We start from the raw sequence: 17963 nt of genomic DNA, 5'->3' as shown, positions 1-17963 counted from the left end.
GGCGCCCGCGGCGCGCGTCATGGCGGGGACCAAAGGCCAAGCATCAGAGCCAGTTCGGCCAACAGCACGAGCCCAAGAACCGCCAGCGCGACGCGTTTCACGGCGCGGCCTTCTCGAACCAGATGATCACCTCGCCCAGCGGGACGCCGGAGCGGGACATGTAGGCGCGGTTCAGCAGGGTGCGATCCGACATCAGCCACATCCAGTCGTTGAACGTGGCGCGCAGCGTGCCTTCGCCGACCGGCAGGTCGATCGTGTAGCGCCAGTTGAACGCATCGCCGCTTTCGGTGCCGCGCGCGATGCCCAGAACACCGGGGGCGGTGCCCTCCCACGTCTCCGGGCCGGTCTTGACCAGCGTCCAGACCCGGCGTTCGGTGCTGCCGTCGTCATAGGTGAAATCCTCGGTCAGCGTCAGAGTCTGCCCGTCCCAGCGACTGGCGATGTCCACGTCGAAGCGCCGACGCACGGCGCCGAAAACGTCCTGGAATTGGCCAGAAGCGGTGACCGGCCCATCGAAGAACGCTTCAAGATCCAGCGTGCGGTCGCTGAGCGCAGGATCGTCCAGCGCTGGCTTTCCCGAACATGCTGCAAGCGCCAGAAGCGCGGCCAGCGCGGAGCGCCTCATGATGCGGCCCCGGTGGCGGGCGGCAGGCCAAGACGGGGGCGCAGCGTATCCATCCCCGCGCCAAGCGCAGCAGGCGCGCCCAGATCTTCGAGCGCGGCGCGCAACGCGGCGTTGAGCCCGCCTTCGGTGGCAAGGCTGTCCAGAAGGCCGGCAAAATGCCGCCCGGTGCCATCCGGGGTCATGTAACCGGCGAACAGAGCGGTAACATAGGCCTCCGCCGCGACCGGGTCGCCGGTTTCGCGCGCCAACCAGCCGGTCCCTTCGGCCAGCAGCCGCAGGATCGGCGCAGACAGCGCCGAAGCCGCGAAATGCGCGTTCAGCGCAACTTCGCTGGCGACCGGCAGCACGAGGTTGCGCGCGCCGAAAAGCGCAGTGACCGACGCCGCGTCCGGGAAAACCGGCAGCGGGCAGCCACCGCTGGAGATGAAGGGCATCGGGATGGTCAGCGCGATGTCGGTGGCAGGCGCGCAGAGCGTGGCGAGATCGCCATGCGGCACGTCCACCATGACCGAGATAATGGTGTGATCGGAGCGCCATGGCAGGTCGGGCAGCACCTGCCGCGCCGTGGCCGCCATCAGGCAAGCGATAACAACGTCGGACCCGGCCACGACCTGCGGATTTGCGGCAATTGTCACTTCAGGGATGGTGCGGGCCAGCATTGCGGCATGGTCGGCATTTCGCTCGCTGACGAGGATGCGGTGCCCCTGCCCCGCAAGCCCGCGCACCATCGCACCCGCGATCTCGCCTGTTCCAAGGAACCCTATCCGTGCCATCGACTGCCCTTTCCAATCCTGCGTGCTTCACGCTAACACCCTGCCAGCTTTGCACAAGACGGGGGAGGAGACGGCATGATCCGGATGGCGCAATCGGTGGGCCGACTGGGCACGGAATCGGCGTTCGACGTTCTGGCGCGGGCCGGGCGGCTGGCGGCCGAGGGGCGCGACATCATCAACCTTGGGATCGGGCAGCCGGATTTCCGCACCCCCGAACACGTGGTCGAGGCGGGCATCAAGGCGCTGCGCGACGGGCATCACGGCTACACGTCGGCGAACGGGCTGCCCAGCCTGCGCGAGGCGGTGGCCGCGGATCTCGAGGTGCGGCACGGCGCGGCGGTAGATCCCGATTGCGTGGTCGTTGTGCCGGGCGGCAAGCCGACGATGTTTTTCGCAGTGCTGCTGCTGGGTGAGCCGGGGGCCGAGATCCTGTATCCCGACCCGGGCTTTCCGATCTATGAAAGCGTGATCCGCTATTCCGGCGCGACACCGGTGCCGATCGCGCTGCGGGAGGCCGACGGCTTCGCCTTCGACGCGGCGACGGTGCTGGGGCAGATCACGCCGGCGACGCGGCTGATCATCCTGAACTCGCCCGCGAACCCAACGGGCGGTGTGGTGCCGAAGGCCGAGATCGACGCACTGGTCGACGGGCTGGCGGACTGGCCCGACGTCGTGGTGCTGTCGGACGAGATCTATTCGCAGATGCTGTATGGCGGTCGGCGTCATGTGAGCCTTCTGCAGTATCCGCAGATCCGCGACAGGCTGATCCTTCTTGATGGCTGGTCCAAAACCTATGCCATGACAGGCTGGCGGCTGGGATATGCCGTCTGGCCGAAGGCAATGGTGGATGCCGCTGTCCGGCTGTGCATCAACGACCATTCCTGCGTGAACGCGGCGGCGCAATACGCGGGTCTAGCGGCGCTGACCGGCCCTCAGGATGCCGTTAGGGACATGGTCGCGCAGTTCGATGCCCGCCGCGCGGCGATCGTCGCGGCACTGAACGACCTGCCGGGCGTGCGCTGCGCCGATCCGGGCGGGGCGTTCTATGCCTTTCCGAACATTGAAGGGACGGGCATGACCGCGCGGCAGGCGCAGGACCGGTTCCTGACCGAAGCGAGCGTCGCCACGGTGGCGGGGACCAGTTTCGGCAAGGGTGGCGAGGGGTTCGTACGCTTTTCCTACGCCAACAACCTCGAGAACATCGAGCGGGCGATCTCGCGCATCCGCGCCGTGCTCTAGCCCAGTTCCAGCGTACCCGCGCTGGCCACCAGCGGTTGCGAGAGGGGGGCGGGCCCGCGATACATCCGCGCGGTGGTGAATCCGCATGCCATGCCCTCGGCCTCGCACAGCGCATTCAGCGCGGTCTGATCGCCCGGCACGTCTACGATCAGAGGACCCCCGCCCGCATCTTGCGCGGCCGCGCGCAGCAGCGTTTCGGCCTCAGCCACCGTTGTAGCGACCAGTGGGCCGATCTTGGTTCCGATACGGCAGGCGCGCAGGGTGACGAACCCCATCCGCTTTCCGCCCCGGTCCAGCACCAGCGTGCGCCGCGTGGCGGTATCTGTCAGCCAGACGCGCAGGAAAGCTGCCTTGGAATAGCCGTTCGCGGCGGTGTCCATGGCGATCAGGCCGGGCAGATCGTCGGGGCGGACCGTGCGGATGTCGGAACCGGCCGCGCCGCGCACCGCGCCCTCGTAGCGGGCGGTGTGCCCTGCGGCGGCGAAACCCGAAGCGCGGTAGTTTTCCTGCTGCGCGGGCACGCCGTCCAGCCCGACGGTGCGCGCTTCGGCATGGGCCAACGCGTGCTGCCAGAGTGCGTAGCCAATCCCCTGGCCGCGCCAATCCGGATGCACGAGGTAAAGCCCCAAGAAGGCAAAGCCGGGATCGTGATTCACGACGCTGATCGCGGCGACCGGTGCCTCGGGTGGCCCCGCGGCGAAAAACCCGCCCGGATCGGCCGCGAGGAACGCCGCCGCGTCGTCATGGCCGGGGTTCCAGCCCTCGGCGGCTGCCCAGTCCAGCACGATGCGCAATTCGCCCGGCAGCATGGTGCGCGGCGCCGGGATCACGGTTTGCCCAAAGCTTCGGCCAGCGTCCGGGCGGGCCGGGCGCCGGGCGACAGGTCCAGCAGCGACAGCAGGTCCACGAGATGGCTTTTCATCAGCGCCTCGGCCTCCGGGCCATTTCCGTCGGCCAGCGCCCGCAGCAGCGCATGGTGCGCGTTGCTTTCGCAGATCGCGTTACGCCGCCGCCAGTAGAGCGCGATCACCAGTGACGAGCGCGACACTAGGTTGGCGATGAAGGCCGCGATCGTCGCCTGGTCGGCGATGCGTGCAATATCGAGGTGGAACTGCCCTGACAGACGCAGCGCGCGACCGGTCTCGCCGGCGGCGAGAGCGTCGTGTTCGGCCGAGATATGCGCCTCCAGGAGGGCGATGTCGGCGGGCGTGGCGCGCAGCGCAGCGGAATGGGCGGTGCGCGGCTCGAGCAGGGCGCGGGCTTCGAACACTTCGCGGGCCTCGCGCATGTCCGGCTGCGCGACGAAGGCGCCCCGGTGCGGCGCGATGGAGACAAGCTGTTCATGCGCCAGCGTCTGAAGCGCAGCCCGGACCACGGTGCGCGAAACGTTGAAGGCGGCCCCGACCTCGTCTTCGCCCAGTTTCATGCCAGGGGTCAGACGGTGTTCGTGAATCGCCGTGGCCAGTCCTTCGGCCACCGCCGCGCCCGCGCCGCGCGCCTGTCGCGCGGACGGATCCGGAACAGGGCTGAAAAGGGAATCGGTCATGGCAGGGGCGTCCGGGGCATGGACCAATTGGTGACCCCAACGCCTGCCGGGTGCAAGATCGCTGGTAGGAGACGTGTTTGAATACGAAATCGTACACAATCAAAGCGACAATTTTGTGCACAGGAAAGCGGCAGTGCCCATTTTTCAGTCAATGCGCAAGAAAGCGGCGCGCATGACCCTGCACGCGGCCAAAAACGCTTCTGTCAGAACGCGACTTTGGCCCAGCCTTGGGGAAATCGAAAGGAAGCCGCATGTCCACGCCGCCCGATCTGGAACTGGTCAGCCTGACAAAGCGCTACGGCAGTACTGTCGCCGTGGACGCCATCAACCACCATTTTCATGCCGGCGTCTACGCCTGCCTGCTTGGCCCGTCGGGCTGCGGGAAGTCGTCCACGCTGCGGATGATCGCCGGGCACGAAAGCGTCAGCGACGGGTCGGTCGTGCTGGGCGGCGCCGACGTGTCACATCTGCCGCCGGCCAAGCGGGGGACGGCGATGATGTTTCAGAACTATGCGCTGTTCCCGCATCTGAGCGTGACCGATAATGTCGCGTTTTCCTTGAAGATGAAGGGGGTGGACACGGCGACACGACGCAAGCGCGCGCTGGAGATGCTCGAACTGGTGGACATGACCGCGCAGGCCGAACGGCTGCCCGCGCAGCTTTCGGGCGGGCAGCAGCAGCGCGTCGCGCTGGCGCGCGCGCTGATCACGCAACCGCAGGTGCTGCTGCTGGACGAACCGCTATCGGCGCTGGACCCCTTCCTGCGCATTCGGATGCGGAGCGAGTTGAAGAAGCTGCAGCGTGAATTGGGTATCACCTTCGTCCATGTCACACACGGTCAAGACGAGGCGCTCGCGCTGGCCGACGAGATCGTGGTGATGAACAACGCAGTGATCGAACAGGCCGGCCCCGCGCGGGAGGTGTTCAACGCGCCGCGCACCGACTTCGTGGCCCGCTTCATGGGCGGGCACAACGTGGTCGCACTACCGCAGGGCCGGGTCGCGATCCGCAGCGACCGGATCGGGCTTACGGAGCCGGCGCAGGGCCGTCTCGACGGCCGGATCGTCACGATCGAGTACCAGGGCACGGCGGTCACGCTCAACCTTCGCGCCACCGGCGATCAGGACATCGCAGCGCTGATCCCCGAGGAGGAGTTCTTCGCCAACCCGTTGACCGAGGGCGCCACGGTCGGGCTGACCTGGGACGATGCGGCGATGCACCCGCTGCGCGCCTGAGCGACACATTTCCCGAAAACCCCGAAGCGAACAAACCAATGGAGAGGACCATGACCAACAGCGACAAGACCGGCGGGCTCAATCGCCGCAGCGTTCTTAAGGGCGCCGCCGCAACGGCCGCCATCGCGGGCACCAACACCATCGGTGCGCCGATGATCTGGGCGCAGAACATCAAGGACATCACCCTTCGCCAGTTCGGCACCGGGGTGTCGAACCTCAACGACGTGGCCACCAAGGTAAAGGAAGACCTTGGCTTCACGCTTGAGATGACGGCGCTGGACAGCGACGCCGTCACGCAGCGCGCGGCGACCCAGCCCGACAGTTTCGACATCGCCGACATCGAATACTGGATCTGCAAGAAGGTCTGGCCGACCGGCAACCTGCAGGCGATGGATACCAGCAAGATCGCCAATTATGACAAGATCGTCGGCATCTTCCGCGACGGCAAGCTTACCCCCGAGAGCGAAATCGCCCAGGGCACCGCACCGCATACCGTGGGTTTCGTCGATGGCCCCGGCGGCCGCGAATTCGTGGACAACGAAAGCGGCTGGATGACGCTCATCCCAACGATCTACAATGCCGATACGCTGGGCATCCGCCCCGACCTGATCGGCCGCCCGATCGAAAGCTGGACCGAACTGCTGAACCCAGAATTCAAGGGCAAGGCGTCGATACTCGACATCTCGTCCATCGGGATCATGGACATGGCCATGGTCTGCGAAGCGATGGGCGAGATCCAGTACGGCGACAAGGGCAACATGACCCGCGACGAAATCGACGCCACCTTCGCGATCTTCACCGAAGCGAAGAAGGCCGGCCAGTTCCGTGCATTCTGGAAGACCTTCGACGAGAGCGTCAACCTGATGGCGTCGGGCGAGGTCGTGATCCAGTCGATGTGGTCGCCCGCGATCACGGCGGTCAAGTCGCGCGGCATTCCCTGCGTCTACCAACCGCTGAAGGAAGGCTATCGCAGCTGGGGCGGCGGTATCGGCCTGTCGAAGAACCTGTCCGGGCTGGAGCTGGACGCGGCCTATGAATACATCAACTGGTACCTGTCCGGCTGGGTCGGCGGCTACTTGATGCGCCAGGGCTACTACTCGGCCGTGCCGGAAACCTCCAAGGCGTTCATGTCCGAAAACGAATGGGGCTACTGGTTCGAAGGCAAGCCCGCCACCGGCGACATCACCAGCCCGACCGGGCAGGTGATGGACACCGCGGGCGCTGTGCGCGACGGTGGGTCGTTCTACGACCGCATGGGCGCTGTGGCCTGCTGGAACGCCGTCATGGACGAAAACCAGTACATGGTCCGCAAGTGGAACGAGTTCATCGCGGCCTGAGCCATCGACAGACCGCCGCCCCCGGAACGGCCGGGGGCGGCATTCTTTGCACGGGGCGATCATGCAAAACCTTCTGAAATCGCGCCACATTGCAGGCTGGCTGCTAGCTTCGCCGCTGGCGGTGGTGCTGGCCCTGTTTCTGGTGCTACCGATCGTGATGATCGTCATCGTCAGCTTCTGGGGGGCGACCGAATTCTCGATCTACCCGGCCTTCCAGTTCGACAATTACGAGTTTCTGTTCGGCTCGCCGGTGACCTACTCGGTGTTCCTGAATACGTTCAAATACGCCGCAATAACTTGGGTCTTCACGCTTGTGATCGGTTTTACCGTTGCGTATTTCCTCGCGTTCCATGTCCACAGCCTGACATGGCAGGTGGCGCTGTTCCTGCTGTGCACGATCCCGTTCTGGACCTCCAACATCATTCGGATGATCTCGTGGATACCGTTCCTGGGGCGCAACGGGCTGGCCAATTCCACCCTGATCTCGTGGGGCGTAATCGACGAGCCGCTCGAATGGCTGCTTTTCTCGGATTTCTCGGTGATCCTGACCTTCGTGCATCTCTACACATTGTTCATGGTTGTGCCGATCTTCAACACGATGATGCGGATCGACAAGTCGCTGATCGAGGCCGCCTACGACAACGGCGCGACCGGCTTTCAGACGCTGACAAACGTGATCATCCCGCTGACCAAGCCGGGCATCATGATCGGGTCGATCTTCGTGGTCACGCTGGTGATGGGCGATTTCATCACCGTGCGCTTCATGTCCGGCAGCCAGTCGGCCAATGTGGGGCGGCTGATCTCGAACGACATCGCGCTGCTCCAATACCCTTCCGCCGCCGCGACCGCGGTAGTGCTGCTGGTCACCGTACTGATCGTGATCGCGGTGCTGCTGCGCTTCGTCGATATCCGCAAGGAGCTTTGAGATGGACGGCAAGCGCCCACGCTCTTTCTATGTCCTCGCCGCGTTCTTCGTGCTGTTCCTTGTGTTCCTCTACGGGCCGACGATCACGATCGCGATCCTGTCCTTCCAGGGACCTGAGGGCGGGCTGACCTTCCCGATGCGCGGCGTGTCGCTGCACTGGTTCCGCGACTTGTTTCAGGAACAGGCGGTCGGTGACATCTGGGGCAGCTTCCGGCGGTCCTTTGCGCTGGGGCTGATGGTGATGGTCACAACCGTCGTTGTGTCCGTGATGGGCGGGCTCGCATTCCGCAAGCGCTTTGCCGGGTCGGGACTGTTGTTCTACCTGATCATCACCTCGCTGGTGATCCCGTCGATCCTGATCTCGCTGGGCGTCGGGCTGATCTTCAGTCAGACCGGCCTTAACGTACACTGGGCCAGTTCGGGCTTCGGCGCGCAGCTGACATGGACGCTTCCTTTCGGTCTGCTGATCATGTTCGCGGTGTTCAACCGCTTCGATCGCAGCTTCGAGGAAGCCGCCCGCGACCAGGGCGCAAGCCCTTGGCAGACGATCCAGCACGTGGTGTTGCCGATTATCGCACCCTCGCTGATCGGGGTGGCGCTGTTCGGTTTCACCCTGTCCTACGACGAATTCGCACGGACGCTGCTGACGGCAGGCAGCTACAACACGCTCCCGCTGGAGATCTACGGGATGACCACAAACGTCACGACGCCGGTGATCTTCGCGCTCGGCACGCTGACGACGATCTTCTCGTTTCTCGTGATCGGAGTGTTCCTGCTGACCGTGCTGGTGCTGGGACGCCGCCGCGCCCGGCAAGGATCGGACGCGGGCAAGGGCATGGTGTGAAACGGTGAGCATCGTCCTGATCAATCCCAACAGCACCGCGAGCATGACCGCCGCCATGCTGCACGGCGCTCGGCTGGCTGCGCCTGACCTCGTGTTCGACGGCTGGACATCGCATGGCGGCCCGCCCGCGATCCAGGGCGCCGCGGATGGCGCGCTCGCGGTTCCGCCCCTGCTGGAGCTTGTCCGCGAAGCAAGCAACATGGGCGCGTCCGGCATCATAATCGGTTGCTTCGACGATACCGGCCTCGACGAGGCCCGCGAAATCGCCGCCTGCCCCGTGATCGGCATTGGCCAGGCCGGGTATCACATGGCAACGCTGCTGGCGGGCCGCTTCTCGGTCGTGACCACACTGGGCGTGTCCGTGCCGGTGCTACGCGCCAATATCGACGCGCAGGGCTTCGCGCCGCATCTTGGGCGCGTCCGCGCCAGCGAGGTGCCCGTCCTGGCGCTGGAAGCAGACCCGGACGCCGCCCATACCGCGATCCTGCGCGAAACACGCGCCGCGATGGCCGAGGATGACGTGCGCTGCGTCGTGCTCGGCTGCGCCGGGATGGTGGACCTGCCGGTGCGGCTGTCGGCCGAAACCGGTGCGACCGTGATCGACGGCGTGACAGCGGCGGCCCGGCTCATGGCGGCGCTGGCGGGACTCCACACCGCACCCGCCGCGCAGTTGCTGCCGCAGGTCTAGCCGCGGCCGATGAAAGGCATGTTGGTGGCCATCACGGTCATGAATTGCACGTTGGCGTCCAGCGGCAGGCCCGCCATATGGAAAACCGCGTCCGCAACATGCCCGACATCCATCACCGGTTCGGGCTTCACGCTGCCATCGGCCTGCGGCACGCCCGTCGCCATCGGCGCCGCAAGGTCGGTCATCGCGTTGCCGATGTCGATCTGCCCGCAGGCAATACGGAACGGCCGACCGTCGAGGGAAAGGGTGCGCGTCAGTCCGGTCACGGCGTGCTTGGTCGTGGTGTAAGCGACCGAACCAGGCCTCGGCGCATGGGCAGAGATCGACCCGTTGTTTATGATCCGCCCGCCCTGCGGCTCCTGCCGCCGCATCAGTCCGAAGGCAGCGCGCGCGCACAAGAACATGCCGACAACGTTGACCTCGACCACGCGGCGGAATTCGGCCGGGTCGATCTCGTCGATGAGCTTGCCACCAAGCCCCCCGCCCGCGTTGTTGAACAACACTTCAAGATGGCCCCAGTCCTCGGCGACGCGCACGAAAGCGCCGGTAACCCCGTCCTCGTCAGTCACATCGCAGGGCAGGACCAGCGCGCCCTCTGCGCCGTCCGCCGTTTCCTCAAGCGCGTCTGCGCGGCGGCCGACCAGCGCGACCCGCCAGCCCGCGCCAAGGAAACGGCGGGCGGTGGCGCGGCCGATGCCGCTGCCCGCGCCGGTGATGAGGATGGTGTTCGCGCCGGTCATGCGGTGCTCCTTGCGTCAGTGACTGTCGCGCGGCAGGTCCCGCGCGATCTTGTGATAGGCGGTCGCCAGTTCAAGGCAGCCGCCCTCGGCCAACTGGCCGACGGTGCCGCGGTAGATCTCCTGCCACGGCGTCTGGTTGTGCAGCGCGGGCGGTGACCACGCGGCGCGGCGCGCGTTCCAGTCGTCCGCGTCGACCACCGCATCGAGCCGCCGTTCGTTCAGGTCGAGCCGCACGCGGTCGCCCGTCCGCAGCAGCGCCAGCCCGCCGCCCACCGCTGCTTCCGGAGAGGCGTTCAGGATCGACGGGCTTTCCGACGTACCGGACTGCCGCCCGTCGCCCACCGTGGGCAGATGCATCAGCCCGCCGCGGATCAATGCGTCTGGAGGCTGCATGTTCACCACTTCGGCCGAACCGGGATAGCCGACGCAGCCCACGCCGCGGATGAACAGGATCGTATGCGCATCAATGTCCAGCGCCGGATCGTTGATCCGTGCGTGGTAGTCTTCGGGTCCCTCGAACACAACCGCAGTCGCCTCGAACACGTTCTCGGACCCCGGCGTTGACAGAAAGCGGGCCCGGAAATCAGCCGAGATAACCGACGTCTTCATCAACGCGCTGTCGAAGAGGTTCCCCGACAGGACCACGAACCCCGCCTTCTCGCGCAGCGGGTCCGACGCCGGGCGGATCACGTCGGCGTCGCGCGAGCGTGCCCCCGCCAGCGCGCCCTCCATGTCGCCGCCCGCCACGCTGGGCGCCTCTGCGTCAAGCAGTCCCGCTGCGGCCAGTTCTCCCATCACTGCGGGCACGCCGCCCGCGCGGTAGAACGCCTCACCCAAATAGGCACCCGCGGGCTGCATGTTCACCAGAAGCGGTACGTCTTGGCCGATGGTCTGCCAGTCCATGATGTCTAGCGCTACGCCCGCATGGCGCGCGATGGCCTGCAGGTGCGGCGGCGCGTTGGTGGACCCGCCGATCGCCGAGTTGACGCGGATCGCGTTCTCGAAGGCGGCGCGTGTCAGGATGTCCGACGGTTTAAGGTCGTCCAGCACGATTTCCACGGCGCGGCGGCCGGTGCGATAGGCCATCGCCATGCGTTCGCGAAACGGTGCGGGAATCGCGGCGCAGCCCGGCAGCGACATGCCAAGTGCCTCGGCCAGCGCGTTCATCGTGCTGGCCGTGCCCATCGTGTTGCAATGACCAAGGCTCGGTGCCGAGGCGCACACCCGTTCCATGAACTCGTCATAGTCGATCTTGCCATCGGCCAGCAGGCGGCGGCTTTCCCAGATGATCGTGCCCGACCCGGCCAGCTTGCCGTTCCACCAGCCGTCCAGCATCGGCCCTCCCGACAGCACGATGGCGGGCAGGTCCACCGTCGCGGCGCCCATCAGCATCGCGGGCGTGGTCTTGTCGCAACCGGTGGTCAGCACGACGCCGTCGATGGGATAGCCGTGCAGCACTTCTACAAGGCTCAGGTAGGCGAGGTTTCGGTCCAGCGCCGCGGTCGGCCGCTTGCCGGTTTCCTGGATCGGGTGGACCGGGAATTCCATCGGCACACCGCCCGCATCGCGAATGCCCGCCTTGATCCGGTCCATAAGGAACACGTGGATCTTGTTGCAGGGCGCAAGGTCGCTGCCGGTCTGCGCAATGCCGATCACCGGCTTTTCGCCCTGCAACTCCTCGCGGGTATATTCCTGGTTGAGGTAGCGTTCGAGGTAGAGCGCGGTCATGCCGGGATTGTTCGGGTTGTCGAACCATTCCTGCGAACGGAACCTGCGATGGGCGCGGGTGTCTGTCATGTCGCTCCTCCGGGTCTGTGCTACCGCCGCTGCGGGCTGCCTGCCCGCGCAGTGGTATCGCAAACGGCAAGGATGGCAATGGGGGCTCGGCTCAGGGCAGGTGCACCGCCCGGAACAGCGCCGTGACCTCGCCGTGCGCGTCGCTCAACACCAGGGTCTGGCCGGTGACCCGATAGTTGCGGGTCTGCGCCAGCGCCTCAGCCAGCCCGCGCTCCAAAGCGTCGACCGGCGGCGGACAGGCCATCAGCGTGGCCATCGCCTGCCCGAATTCCAGGTGGCCGCCTGCGCGTCGGACATAGCCGCCCGCCATCGTGTTGCAGCCCGCCGTCGCGGCGAAGCGCGGCCCGCCCGCCTCACCTTGCTGCGCGCCGTGCAGGATAAGATGCGGCTCGCGCCGGTCCGGCAGGGCCGGAACAGGCGCCTCACCGGTGCCCAGCCGCTCCAGCTTCCAGTAGGTATTCACCAGCGGCGCTGTTGCCCGCTCCCGCGCGCAACTCTCGCCCGGTCGCGTTGCGATCAGCCGGTCCACCAGCACTGTGCGCCGCACGGGCCCCTCCATGCCCGGGCGCGGCGCGATCCGGCCCTCGATCACCGCGAGCAGCGGCGCCTGCGGCGCAAGCCCAGCCTCAAGATAGGCGCGCTCCAGTTCGATATATGCACCCTCCATCGCGACCGGCATCCGGTGACCGCTCTCGCAATGCTCGAACATCGCGGAATCGGCGAAGTAGACGAACTGCCCGGTCATGCTCAGCGGCACCTCCACCGGCACCAGCGTACCGTCGCCCACCAGCCCGTAAGGCAAGTAGGACGCGATCGGGCTGCCGTCCCGTGCCAGCGCGCGCAGGCTGTCCGGGCCGGTGATCTGCCACCGCAGCGGGGGCGTGCCCGTGCCATGGAGCACGACAGCCCCGGTCGCGGCATCGACGGACCAGCGGCCCAGATTGCCCTCCACATGATCCGGCGTGCGCCCCAGCCAGTCCCGGCGCAGCTGGAAGCTGCCATCCTCCCATAGATCTAGGTGATGCGCTATCCCGGCGCAATCGGCGCAGGGCAGCGTGCCGGTGAAACTGGCGGGCAACCGCAGCTCTGCCGGGCCGACGTCGCCCGGCACGGCGGCCTGCGCCGGACCCGCCGCGCGCACCATCACGATCTCCACCCGGTCCGGCGCACCACGCGTCAGCACCGGGTGGACACTGTCCGAGGTGAAGATCAGCCCCTCTGGTCCGATAACACGCGCGCGCACTGCATAGGTCCGGGCGGGGTCAATCTCCGCCCGATCGTAAGTGATCGATATGTCATAGGGCGGCGCGCCCGGCTCTGGCAGCGCCATGCGGCCCAGCAGGCGTGCGGCCGCATCCGCCCGCGAGATGTCCTCCAGCACCGCCTCGAACGCCGCACCGGGCGGCAGGGCCATCCGCTCACGATAAAGGGCGCTTCCGGTCACGACCCCCGTCGATGTTCCGCCCCCGGCAGCCGCGGCGGACGGTATCGGCTGGCCGACCGACATCAACCCTGTCAGAAACGCGACAAGTGTCGTCAATCGGCGCATGGCCCGCATCCTTTTCCTGCGGCATTGGGGCCGCGACAAAGCCGCCCGTCCCACCAGCGCCTCAAGTCCCATTCCCTTCCCCACCATGCATCAACGCCGTGATCGCGGCCACGTCCTTCTGCACGGCCTGCGCGGCGCGCTGTTGTATCCGGCGGTAATGGTCCAACACCGTGCGGCCGGTGTCCGTCAGCACCGCGCCGCCTCCCTGCGCCCCACCCCTGCTGCGCAGAACCAGCGGTTCGCGAAATGCCGCGTTCATGGTTTCCACCAGTGACCACGCCCGCTTGTAGCTCATGCCCATACGCCGCCCGGCTGCCGCGATGGACCCGGTTTCGGCGATGCCCTCCAGCAGGTCCGCCTTGCCCGGCCCAAGCATCACACCATCCGGGTAGCACAGCCGCAGCCGCAACCGGGGCTTTGACAGCGCGGCGCCGGACCGGGCCGCCTGCCCGTCCATGCCTTCGTCCGCGCCCGCCCCATCACAGGCGGTACCGGCCGGACCGGGCCGGATTTCGGGCACGTCGCGTGAGACTGCCTCGGGGGACATTTTGCGGTCGGGGTCGGGCGCTTCGTGCATCATGGATCCATCTCATCCGTCCGGCATGCGTTTTGCAAGTACGTCTCGCCGGGATCTGCGACTGCTCTTTTGACAGGGCATCAGGGTCGCGCCCTCGATACGGGAGATGTCCATGCAGCGCCTTCGCACCGCTCTCGCCCTCTTCGGGGCGTTCAGCCTCGCGACGCTGCTGGCCGCAGCCGTCATGGTGCACTTGGCATTCGGTACAGTGCAGGCCGATGCGCCGGGACACTACTGGTCCGCCGCGAAAGTGCTGCTGCGCACCGGCGATCCGGCAGAAGCGACGGTCTGGAAAGCCCGCGTCGGCGGTGGGCTCAGCTTCGCGCAGGTCGAAACGGCGATCCGCAGGCTCACCCGTGACATGACCTTGCATGAAGCCGCGACGCTGCCCCTTGGCGACGACGTGGCTGCGATGCAGGGCACTCCGTGGCGCAAGCTGCATATCTATCTCTATTGCAGCCCGCTGACCGCCGCCCGGATGATCGAATACTCCGACGCCTTCGCCGCGCATCTGCCCTGCCGCATCGCGCTGCTGGAGGACGCACAGGGCGCGCTGTGGCTCTATGCGCCGAACCTCGACCTGCTGTTCGAAGGCGGGCGGCGCCTACCCGACGGGGTACGGAGCGCAGCCTCCGAGTTGCGCGACCTGGTGCGGGACCTGATGGAGCGCGCGGCGGCCGGTGCGCTTTAGCGCCGCGGCGTGCCGACCGGGCCGGACCTTGGCGCCAGAAGCGCATCAGTGGCGCGTCGCAAAGGGCGTCCCGTCATGGGTGGGCGTTGGCTCAGATCCCGCCGCCACGGCGCCACCGGGCGCGCGTTCCAACTCCAACCCAAGCTGCCGCGCGGCGGTGACCAATGGCCACATCTGGTCGGCCGGAACCAGCAGCATCGCCATGAGCAGCGCGTCCTCCTCGGCTCCACCCGCCGCGACGGCCACGAAATGCGCCATCAGCACCTCGTCGAGGCCCGCACAGGGGCAGCCACTCGCATGACGGCAGAAACGCCGCCGCCCGCAGCCCAGCAGGATCGCCAGGGTGCGCTCGAACCCGTGCAGCGCTGCGCGACCCCGCGACGGACCAAGCCGCTGCGCCAGATCGGACCAGACACGCGCCTGCCCGTCGGGCCCATCGCACCAGTCGCGCAGCGCCTGCACCAGCCAGCGCTCCAGCGCGGGCAGTTCGGCCAGCACACGCACCGGTGTGCCGCCCCGAATGTCGACCTGCGGCGTCATTTCGTCAGGATCAGTTTGCCCGCGCGGGTGATGCGCAGGGTGTAGACTTGGCCGTCCAGCACGATCCGCGCGGTCCGATCCGGGCCTGTCAGCCTGCGCGCATCGTGCAGCGGCGTGGATTCTGGGGCCTCTCTCCCGTCCGGTCGCGACGGCGCGGCGGCGATCGAGGGCGCTCCGGCGGGGCGGAATGCGACCGTCATCGCCGCGCCTCGACCCAGTCTAGCAGCGCCTCGAGACTGGGCGGAGCGGCTGGGCGCAGCATCGCCTCTTCCAGAAGCGCAAGCGCCTGCGCGGCACCCGATACGGCCGATCCGGGGCCGGGTTCGGACCGCCCGGACGGCGGCTGAGCCAACGAGACCGGTGAAGGTCCGGTGCCTCGCGCCCCGCAGGCGGCCACCGTCACGGGCGGAACGGGTCGCGGCAGTGTCGCCGCCGCCTTTGGGGATAAACGCGAAGCAAGCCGGGGGCGCGCGATGCGCGCGGGCGTCGGGCGGTCAGGAATCTGGGTCATGCCGGTGGGGTCCTTCGATCAGGGTCGGGGTTCTGTCCGGTCCCGGGCTTCCCTTCGGTGGCTGGGGCACTCTTTATTCCTGAGTGAAAGAGTCGCCTATGTCAAGCGCCGCTTGTTTGCGCGCGCCACGACCGCCTACGGAGGCCGTCACACAGCCGCGCGCCAGAACCGGAACCGGGCCTGCCCGGTGACCTCGCGCACCAGCCCGAGATCCTCGAACCGCAACATGTTGCGCTGAACGGCGGCCCGCGACGCGCCGGTCTGCGCCTCCAGCATCGGAGCCGAGGCCAGCGGCCAGTCCAGCAGCGCCGCGACCAGCCGCGACGGCGTGCGCCCTGAAAGCGGCGCGATACGCTGTTCGGCCAGCACCAGCCATGCCGCCAGCCGGTCGCATTCCATCAGACCGCGCAGCGCCGCCTGTTCTATGCCGCGCAGCCAGGCGCCAAGCCGGGCGGACGCATCGCCGGAAGCCCGCAGCGCATCGCCCCCACCCAGCGAGAGCGGCACGAAGCCCATTCCGCCGGTTCGCAGCGCCTGCGCCGCGATCTTGGCGGCCAGAACGCCGCCCTCCACTTCAGCAAGATCGCCCGACAGACCCCGCGCGCGCCAGCCCTGCCAGGCGGCGGCAGCCACCACGAACGGATGCCTGCCGGACAGGGTCTCGACCTCGCGTGCCCAGTCGTGCACCAGCGCATCGAATTCCGTTCCCATGGGGCGGGTGATCAACTCGGCACCGGGCAGGCCCGCGACCGCCTCCCGGCCCAGAAAGGCGCTCAGCGCGGCGGGGTCCGACAGGTCCGGGAGCCCGGCATGGTCCAGCCTCCTCTGCGCCCAGGCCGCGCGTGCGAGCGACTGAGCGTCCTCGCCAAGCGCGGCCAGTCGCAGCACGAGGTATAGCGCCAGCCGGTCCACCGTCACCCGGTCACCAAGGTGCCAGCCGAGATCGGCCACCTCGGCGCAGATCAGTCGCCGCCGCAAACCGGCCGGCCCGCAGCGCAGCCGGTCGTCGAGCGCGCCGACCGCAAGTGCAGTGCGGGCCAGCGCCGCGGCACAGCCCGCCTCGGCCCGCGCCCAGTCGTCCGCCTGCGGAAGCTCGGCCCCTGTACCCCGCGCAGGCCCGGCCAGCCACGGCATGTCCCCAGGGGCCGCGTCGTCGTCAGGCGGAGCAGGCATGAACCACAGATCGTCTTCGGCCGCGTCCGGATCCGGATCGTAGGGCCCGCGCCAGTCCGTCCCTCCGGCATCGTCCAAAGAGGGCGAGCGGTCCCGGGGCGCATCGTCACTGCGCCCGGCCCCCGTATCGATGGCGGCACCGAAATCGCTCTCAGCGGCGTCGCCGACCCCTTCCCGTGCCCCGAATTCCGCGTCGGTTCCACCCGGGAAACCGGAACGGGGCGGGCGGCGGGGCGGAAACGGTGGGCGGCGCATCATACGCCCAGACTAGATTATCGGCGCGCCGTCACCAATCGCTTTTGTGGGGCGCCCCGGCCCGCCGGCACGCGCCCGCACGCACCCGAGCACCAGCAGCACGCCGATCCCGCCGGCCAGCATCGGCAGCGCGGGCGGCAGCGACACCGGCGCGGGCGGCGGCGCGCCGAACACCTCGAAGGCAATGACCGAGCCATTGGACGCCGTCACCGCCGAAGTGCCGCCCGACAGCGTGCTGTAGGGGGACACGCGGAAGCCGGTCATTCCGCTGGTCAGGTCGGTTTCGGGCAGGTCTGTCAGAGTTTCGGTTTGCGCGAAGCGCTGCCCGGTAAAGCGGATGTAGCCGCCGATCCCGGCCAGCACGGCGTTGTAGCCGTCCAGCGCAGCCGGAGCGTTGCCTTCCGCCACCAGCAGGACGGACCCGCCCGCAAGCCCGTAAGCACCGACGGCTGCAAGCTCAGGCGCGGTGAAATCGAAAGAGGTGTTGTAGCTCGTCGTCAGCACCAGCAGGTCCACGCCCGCCAGCACAGCGCCGGTAAGCGGCCCGGCCCAGTCCTGCGCCGTCGCCCCGACAGACCGGAAATGGCTGACCACGCCACCAAGCTGCGCGAAGCCGCGCGCGAACAGCACCTCGCGCCCGGATCCAAGGACATTGCCATAAAGCGTCAGGTTGTCGGCGGACCCTGCATTCACATCGCCGATCACGGTCAGCGTGCCCGCGCGCACCGCGCCGGGCGGGCAAACGGCGGACAGCGCAAGGCCCGCGGCCAGCGCAAAGGACAGCGCCGTGCTAGGCATTACGGGTCGGCGCGGGCGGCGTGGGCGGAACAGGCGGCGGAACCGGTGCATAAACGGTGTCCTTTCTGGAACAGCGGCAAGAGTGCAATGCGCGGACTGCAAGCGCCGCCCGCACCCGCC

The 17963-nt window shown here is 67.7% G+C and carries 20 protein-coding genes; 7 read left to right on the top strand and 13 right to left on the bottom strand.

The features are described from left to right. Positions 1–97: 97 nt before the first annotated feature. Both DKT77_RS05535 and DKT77_RS05530 read right to left on the bottom strand, forming a co-directional pair. Positions 98–625 carry a DUF3833 domain-containing protein gene (locus tag DKT77_RS05535; RefSeq protein WP_109810722.1) on the bottom strand — a complete coding sequence of 176 codons (528 nt, stop codon included), beginning with the start codon at positions 623–625 and terminating at the stop codon, positions 98–100. Next, positions 622–1398 carry an NAD(P)-binding domain-containing protein gene (locus DKT77_RS05530; protein WP_109810721.1) on the bottom strand — a complete coding sequence of 259 codons (777 nt, stop codon included), beginning with the start codon at positions 1396–1398 and terminating at the stop codon, positions 622–624. The genes DKT77_RS05535 and DKT77_RS05530 overlap by 4 nt, the downstream gene beginning before the upstream one ends. Before the next feature lie 75 nt (positions 1399–1473). Here DKT77_RS05530 and DKT77_RS05525 point away from each other — a divergent pair, with 75 nt between their 5' ends. Then, on the top strand, positions 1474–2637 hold the full coding sequence (locus tag DKT77_RS05525; RefSeq protein ID WP_109810720.1) for a pyridoxal phosphate-dependent aminotransferase: 1164 nt from the start codon (positions 1474–1476) through the stop codon (positions 2635–2637). Here DKT77_RS05525 and DKT77_RS05520 read toward each other — a convergent pair. Both DKT77_RS05520 and DKT77_RS05515 read right to left on the bottom strand, forming a co-directional pair. Then, the gene (locus DKT77_RS05520) at positions 2634–3467 is read right to left on the bottom strand and encodes a GNAT family N-acetyltransferase (protein ID WP_238547706.1); all 834 of its coding nucleotides are present in this window, start codon (positions 3465–3467) and stop codon (positions 2634–2636) included. The two genes, DKT77_RS05525 and DKT77_RS05520, sit on opposite strands and share 4 nt — an antisense overlap. Beyond that, positions 3464–4183: a GntR family transcriptional regulator gene (locus tag DKT77_RS05515; protein WP_109810719.1), complete on the bottom strand. Its 720-nt coding sequence runs from the start codon at positions 4181–4183 to the stop codon at positions 3464–3466. The genes DKT77_RS05520 and DKT77_RS05515 overlap by 4 nt, the downstream gene beginning before the upstream one ends. A 251-nt stretch (positions 4184–4434) precedes the next feature. Here DKT77_RS05515 and DKT77_RS05510 point away from each other — a divergent pair, with 251 nt between their 5' ends. The 5 genes from DKT77_RS05510 to DKT77_RS05490 all read left to right on the top strand — a co-directional run bounded on the left by DKT77_RS05510 (position 4435) and on the right by DKT77_RS05490 (position 9212). After that, positions 4435–5418, top strand: coding sequence for an ABC transporter ATP-binding protein (locus DKT77_RS05510; RefSeq protein ID WP_109810718.1), 984 nt, complete (start codon positions 4435–4437; stop codon positions 5416–5418). Positions 5419–5468: 50 nt separating this feature from the next. Next, complete coding sequence (locus tag DKT77_RS05505; protein WP_109810717.1) at positions 5469–6755, top strand: ABC transporter substrate-binding protein; 1287 nt, start codon at positions 5469–5471, stop codon at positions 6753–6755. Between the two features lie 61 nt (positions 6756–6816). Beyond that, entirely contained in the window at positions 6817–7680 is an 864-nt protein-coding gene (locus tag DKT77_RS05500; protein ID WP_109810716.1) for an ABC transporter permease, read from the top strand. A 1-nt stretch (position 7681) separates the two neighbouring features. Next, on the top strand, positions 7682–8524 hold the full coding sequence (locus tag DKT77_RS05495; RefSeq protein ID WP_109810715.1) for an ABC transporter permease: 843 nt from the start codon (positions 7682–7684) through the stop codon (positions 8522–8524). Between the two features lie 4 nt (positions 8525–8528). Further along, complete coding sequence (locus DKT77_RS05490; protein WP_109810714.1) at positions 8529–9212, top strand: aspartate/glutamate racemase family protein; 684 nt, start codon at positions 8529–8531, stop codon at positions 9210–9212. On the opposite strand, the gene DKT77_RS05485 is transcribed toward DKT77_RS05490, so the two are convergent. From DKT77_RS05485 to DKT77_RS21420, 4 genes are all read right to left on the bottom strand, one after another. Then, the gene (locus DKT77_RS05485; protein WP_109810713.1) at positions 9209–9952 is read right to left on the bottom strand and encodes an SDR family oxidoreductase; all 744 of its coding nucleotides are present in this window, start codon (positions 9950–9952) and stop codon (positions 9209–9211) included. The genes DKT77_RS05490 and DKT77_RS05485 overlap by 4 nt on opposite strands. A gap of 15 nt (positions 9953–9967) precedes the next feature. Continuing rightward, positions 9968–11749, bottom strand: coding sequence for an IlvD/Edd family dehydratase (locus DKT77_RS05480; RefSeq protein ID WP_109810712.1), 1782 nt, complete (start codon positions 11747–11749; stop codon positions 9968–9970). Positions 11750–11840: 91 nt separating this feature from the next. After that, complete coding sequence (locus DKT77_RS05475; RefSeq protein ID WP_238547705.1) at positions 11841–13298, bottom strand: YbaY family lipoprotein; 1458 nt, start codon at positions 13296–13298, stop codon at positions 11841–11843. 61 nt (positions 13299–13359) lie between these two features. Then, on the bottom strand, positions 13360–13878 hold the full coding sequence (locus DKT77_RS21420) for a winged helix-turn-helix domain-containing protein (RefSeq protein WP_338016068.1): 519 nt from the start codon (positions 13876–13878) through the stop codon (positions 13360–13362). Between the two features lie 109 nt (positions 13879–13987). Here DKT77_RS21420 and DKT77_RS05465 point away from each other — a divergent pair, with 109 nt between their 5' ends. Next, positions 13988–14566 (top strand): DUF302 domain-containing protein, encoded by a 579-nt coding sequence (locus tag DKT77_RS05465; protein ID WP_238547704.1) that lies wholly within the window; start codon positions 13988–13990, stop codon positions 14564–14566. A gap of 45 nt (positions 14567–14611) precedes the next feature. On the opposite strand, the gene DKT77_RS05460 is transcribed toward DKT77_RS05465, so the two are convergent. The 5 genes from DKT77_RS05460 to DKT77_RS05440 form a co-directional block, all read right to left on the bottom strand. Further along, a complete protein-coding gene (locus DKT77_RS05460; RefSeq protein WP_109810709.1) occupies positions 14612–15106 on the bottom strand; it encodes a hypothetical protein in 495 nt (164 codons plus the stop codon). Then, on the bottom strand, positions 15103–15306 hold the full coding sequence (gene hemP, locus DKT77_RS05455; RefSeq protein WP_109810708.1) for a hemin uptake protein HemP: 204 nt from the start codon (positions 15304–15306) through the stop codon (positions 15103–15105). Before hemP ends, DKT77_RS05460 begins: the two co-directional genes overlap by 4 nt. Beyond that, positions 15303–15617 carry a hypothetical protein gene (locus DKT77_RS05450; RefSeq protein WP_109810707.1) on the bottom strand — a complete coding sequence of 105 codons (315 nt, stop codon included), beginning with the start codon at positions 15615–15617 and terminating at the stop codon, positions 15303–15305. Before DKT77_RS05450 ends, hemP begins: the two co-directional genes overlap by 4 nt. A gap of 147 nt (positions 15618–15764) precedes the next feature. Further along, entirely contained in the window at positions 15765–16868 is a 1104-nt protein-coding gene (locus DKT77_RS05445) for a hypothetical protein (RefSeq protein ID WP_146204964.1), read from the bottom strand. A gap of 189 nt (positions 16869–17057) precedes the next feature. Continuing rightward, positions 17058–17894 carry a hypothetical protein gene (locus DKT77_RS05440; RefSeq protein WP_109810705.1) on the bottom strand — a complete coding sequence of 279 codons (837 nt, stop codon included), beginning with the start codon at positions 17892–17894 and terminating at the stop codon, positions 17058–17060. Positions 17895–17963 lie beyond the last annotated feature (69 nt).

The sequence above is a fragment of the Meridianimarinicoccus roseus genome (assembly GCF_003172915.1).
GTDB classification, from domain to species: domain Bacteria; phylum Pseudomonadota; class Alphaproteobacteria; order Rhodobacterales; family Rhodobacteraceae; genus Meridianimarinicoccus; species Meridianimarinicoccus roseus.
The sequence above is the reverse complement of the archived record's forward strand: the minus strand, read 5'-3'. Positions and strand labels throughout refer to the sequence as shown.

Bases quoted from the DNA above. Each gene is read 5' to 3' on its own strand.
- DKT77_RS05485 (WP_109810713.1), bottom strand. From the start codon at position 9,952: ATGACCGGCGCGAACACCATCCTCATCACCGGCGCGGGCAGCGGCATC.
- DKT77_RS21420 (WP_338016068.1), bottom strand. From the start codon at position 13,878: ATGATGCACGAAGCGCCCGACCCCGACCGCAAAATGTCCCCCGAGGCA.
- hemP (WP_109810708.1), bottom strand. From the start codon at position 15,306: ATGACGGTCGCATTCCGCCCCGCCGGAGCGCCCTCGATCGCCGCCGCG.
- DKT77_RS05515 (WP_109810719.1), bottom strand. From the start codon at position 4,183: ATGACCGATTCCCTTTTCAGCCCTGTTCCGGATCCGTCCGCGCGACAG.
- DKT77_RS05460 (WP_109810709.1), bottom strand. From the start codon at position 15,106: ATGACGCCGCAGGTCGACATTCGGGGCGGCACACCGGTGCGTGTGCTG.
- DKT77_RS05505 (WP_109810717.1), top strand. From the start codon at position 5,469: ATGACCAACAGCGACAAGACCGGCGGGCTCAATCGCCGCAGCGTTCTT.
- DKT77_RS05500 (WP_109810716.1), top strand. From the start codon at position 6,817: ATGCAAAACCTTCTGAAATCGCGCCACATTGCAGGCTGGCTGCTAGCT.
- DKT77_RS05530 (WP_109810721.1), bottom strand. From the start codon at position 1,398: ATGGCACGGATAGGGTTCCTTGGAACAGGCGAGATCGCGGGTGCGATG.
- DKT77_RS05465 (WP_238547704.1), top strand. From the start codon at position 13,988: ATGCAGCGCCTTCGCACCGCTCTCGCCCTCTTCGGGGCGTTCAGCCTC.
- DKT77_RS05495 (WP_109810715.1), top strand. From the start codon at position 7,682: ATGGACGGCAAGCGCCCACGCTCTTTCTATGTCCTCGCCGCGTTCTTC.
- DKT77_RS05510 (WP_109810718.1), top strand. From the start codon at position 4,435: ATGTCCACGCCGCCCGATCTGGAACTGGTCAGCCTGACAAAGCGCTAC.
- DKT77_RS05525 (WP_109810720.1), top strand. From the start codon at position 1,474: ATGATCCGGATGGCGCAATCGGTGGGCCGACTGGGCACGGAATCGGCG.
- DKT77_RS05450 (WP_109810707.1), bottom strand. From the start codon at position 15,617: ATGACCCAGATTCCTGACCGCCCGACGCCCGCGCGCATCGCGCGCCCC.
- DKT77_RS05440 (WP_109810705.1), bottom strand. From the start codon at position 17,894: ATGCACCGGTTCCGCCGCCTGTTCCGCCCACGCCGCCCGCGCCGACCC.
- DKT77_RS05480 (WP_109810712.1), bottom strand. From the start codon at position 11,749: ATGACAGACACCCGCGCCCATCGCAGGTTCCGTTCGCAGGAATGGTTC.
- DKT77_RS05475 (WP_238547705.1), bottom strand. From the start codon at position 13,298: ATGCGCCGATTGACGACACTTGTCGCGTTTCTGACAGGGTTGATGTCG.
- DKT77_RS05535 (WP_109810722.1), bottom strand. From the start codon at position 625: ATGAGGCGCTCCGCGCTGGCCGCGCTTCTGGCGCTTGCAGCATGTTCG.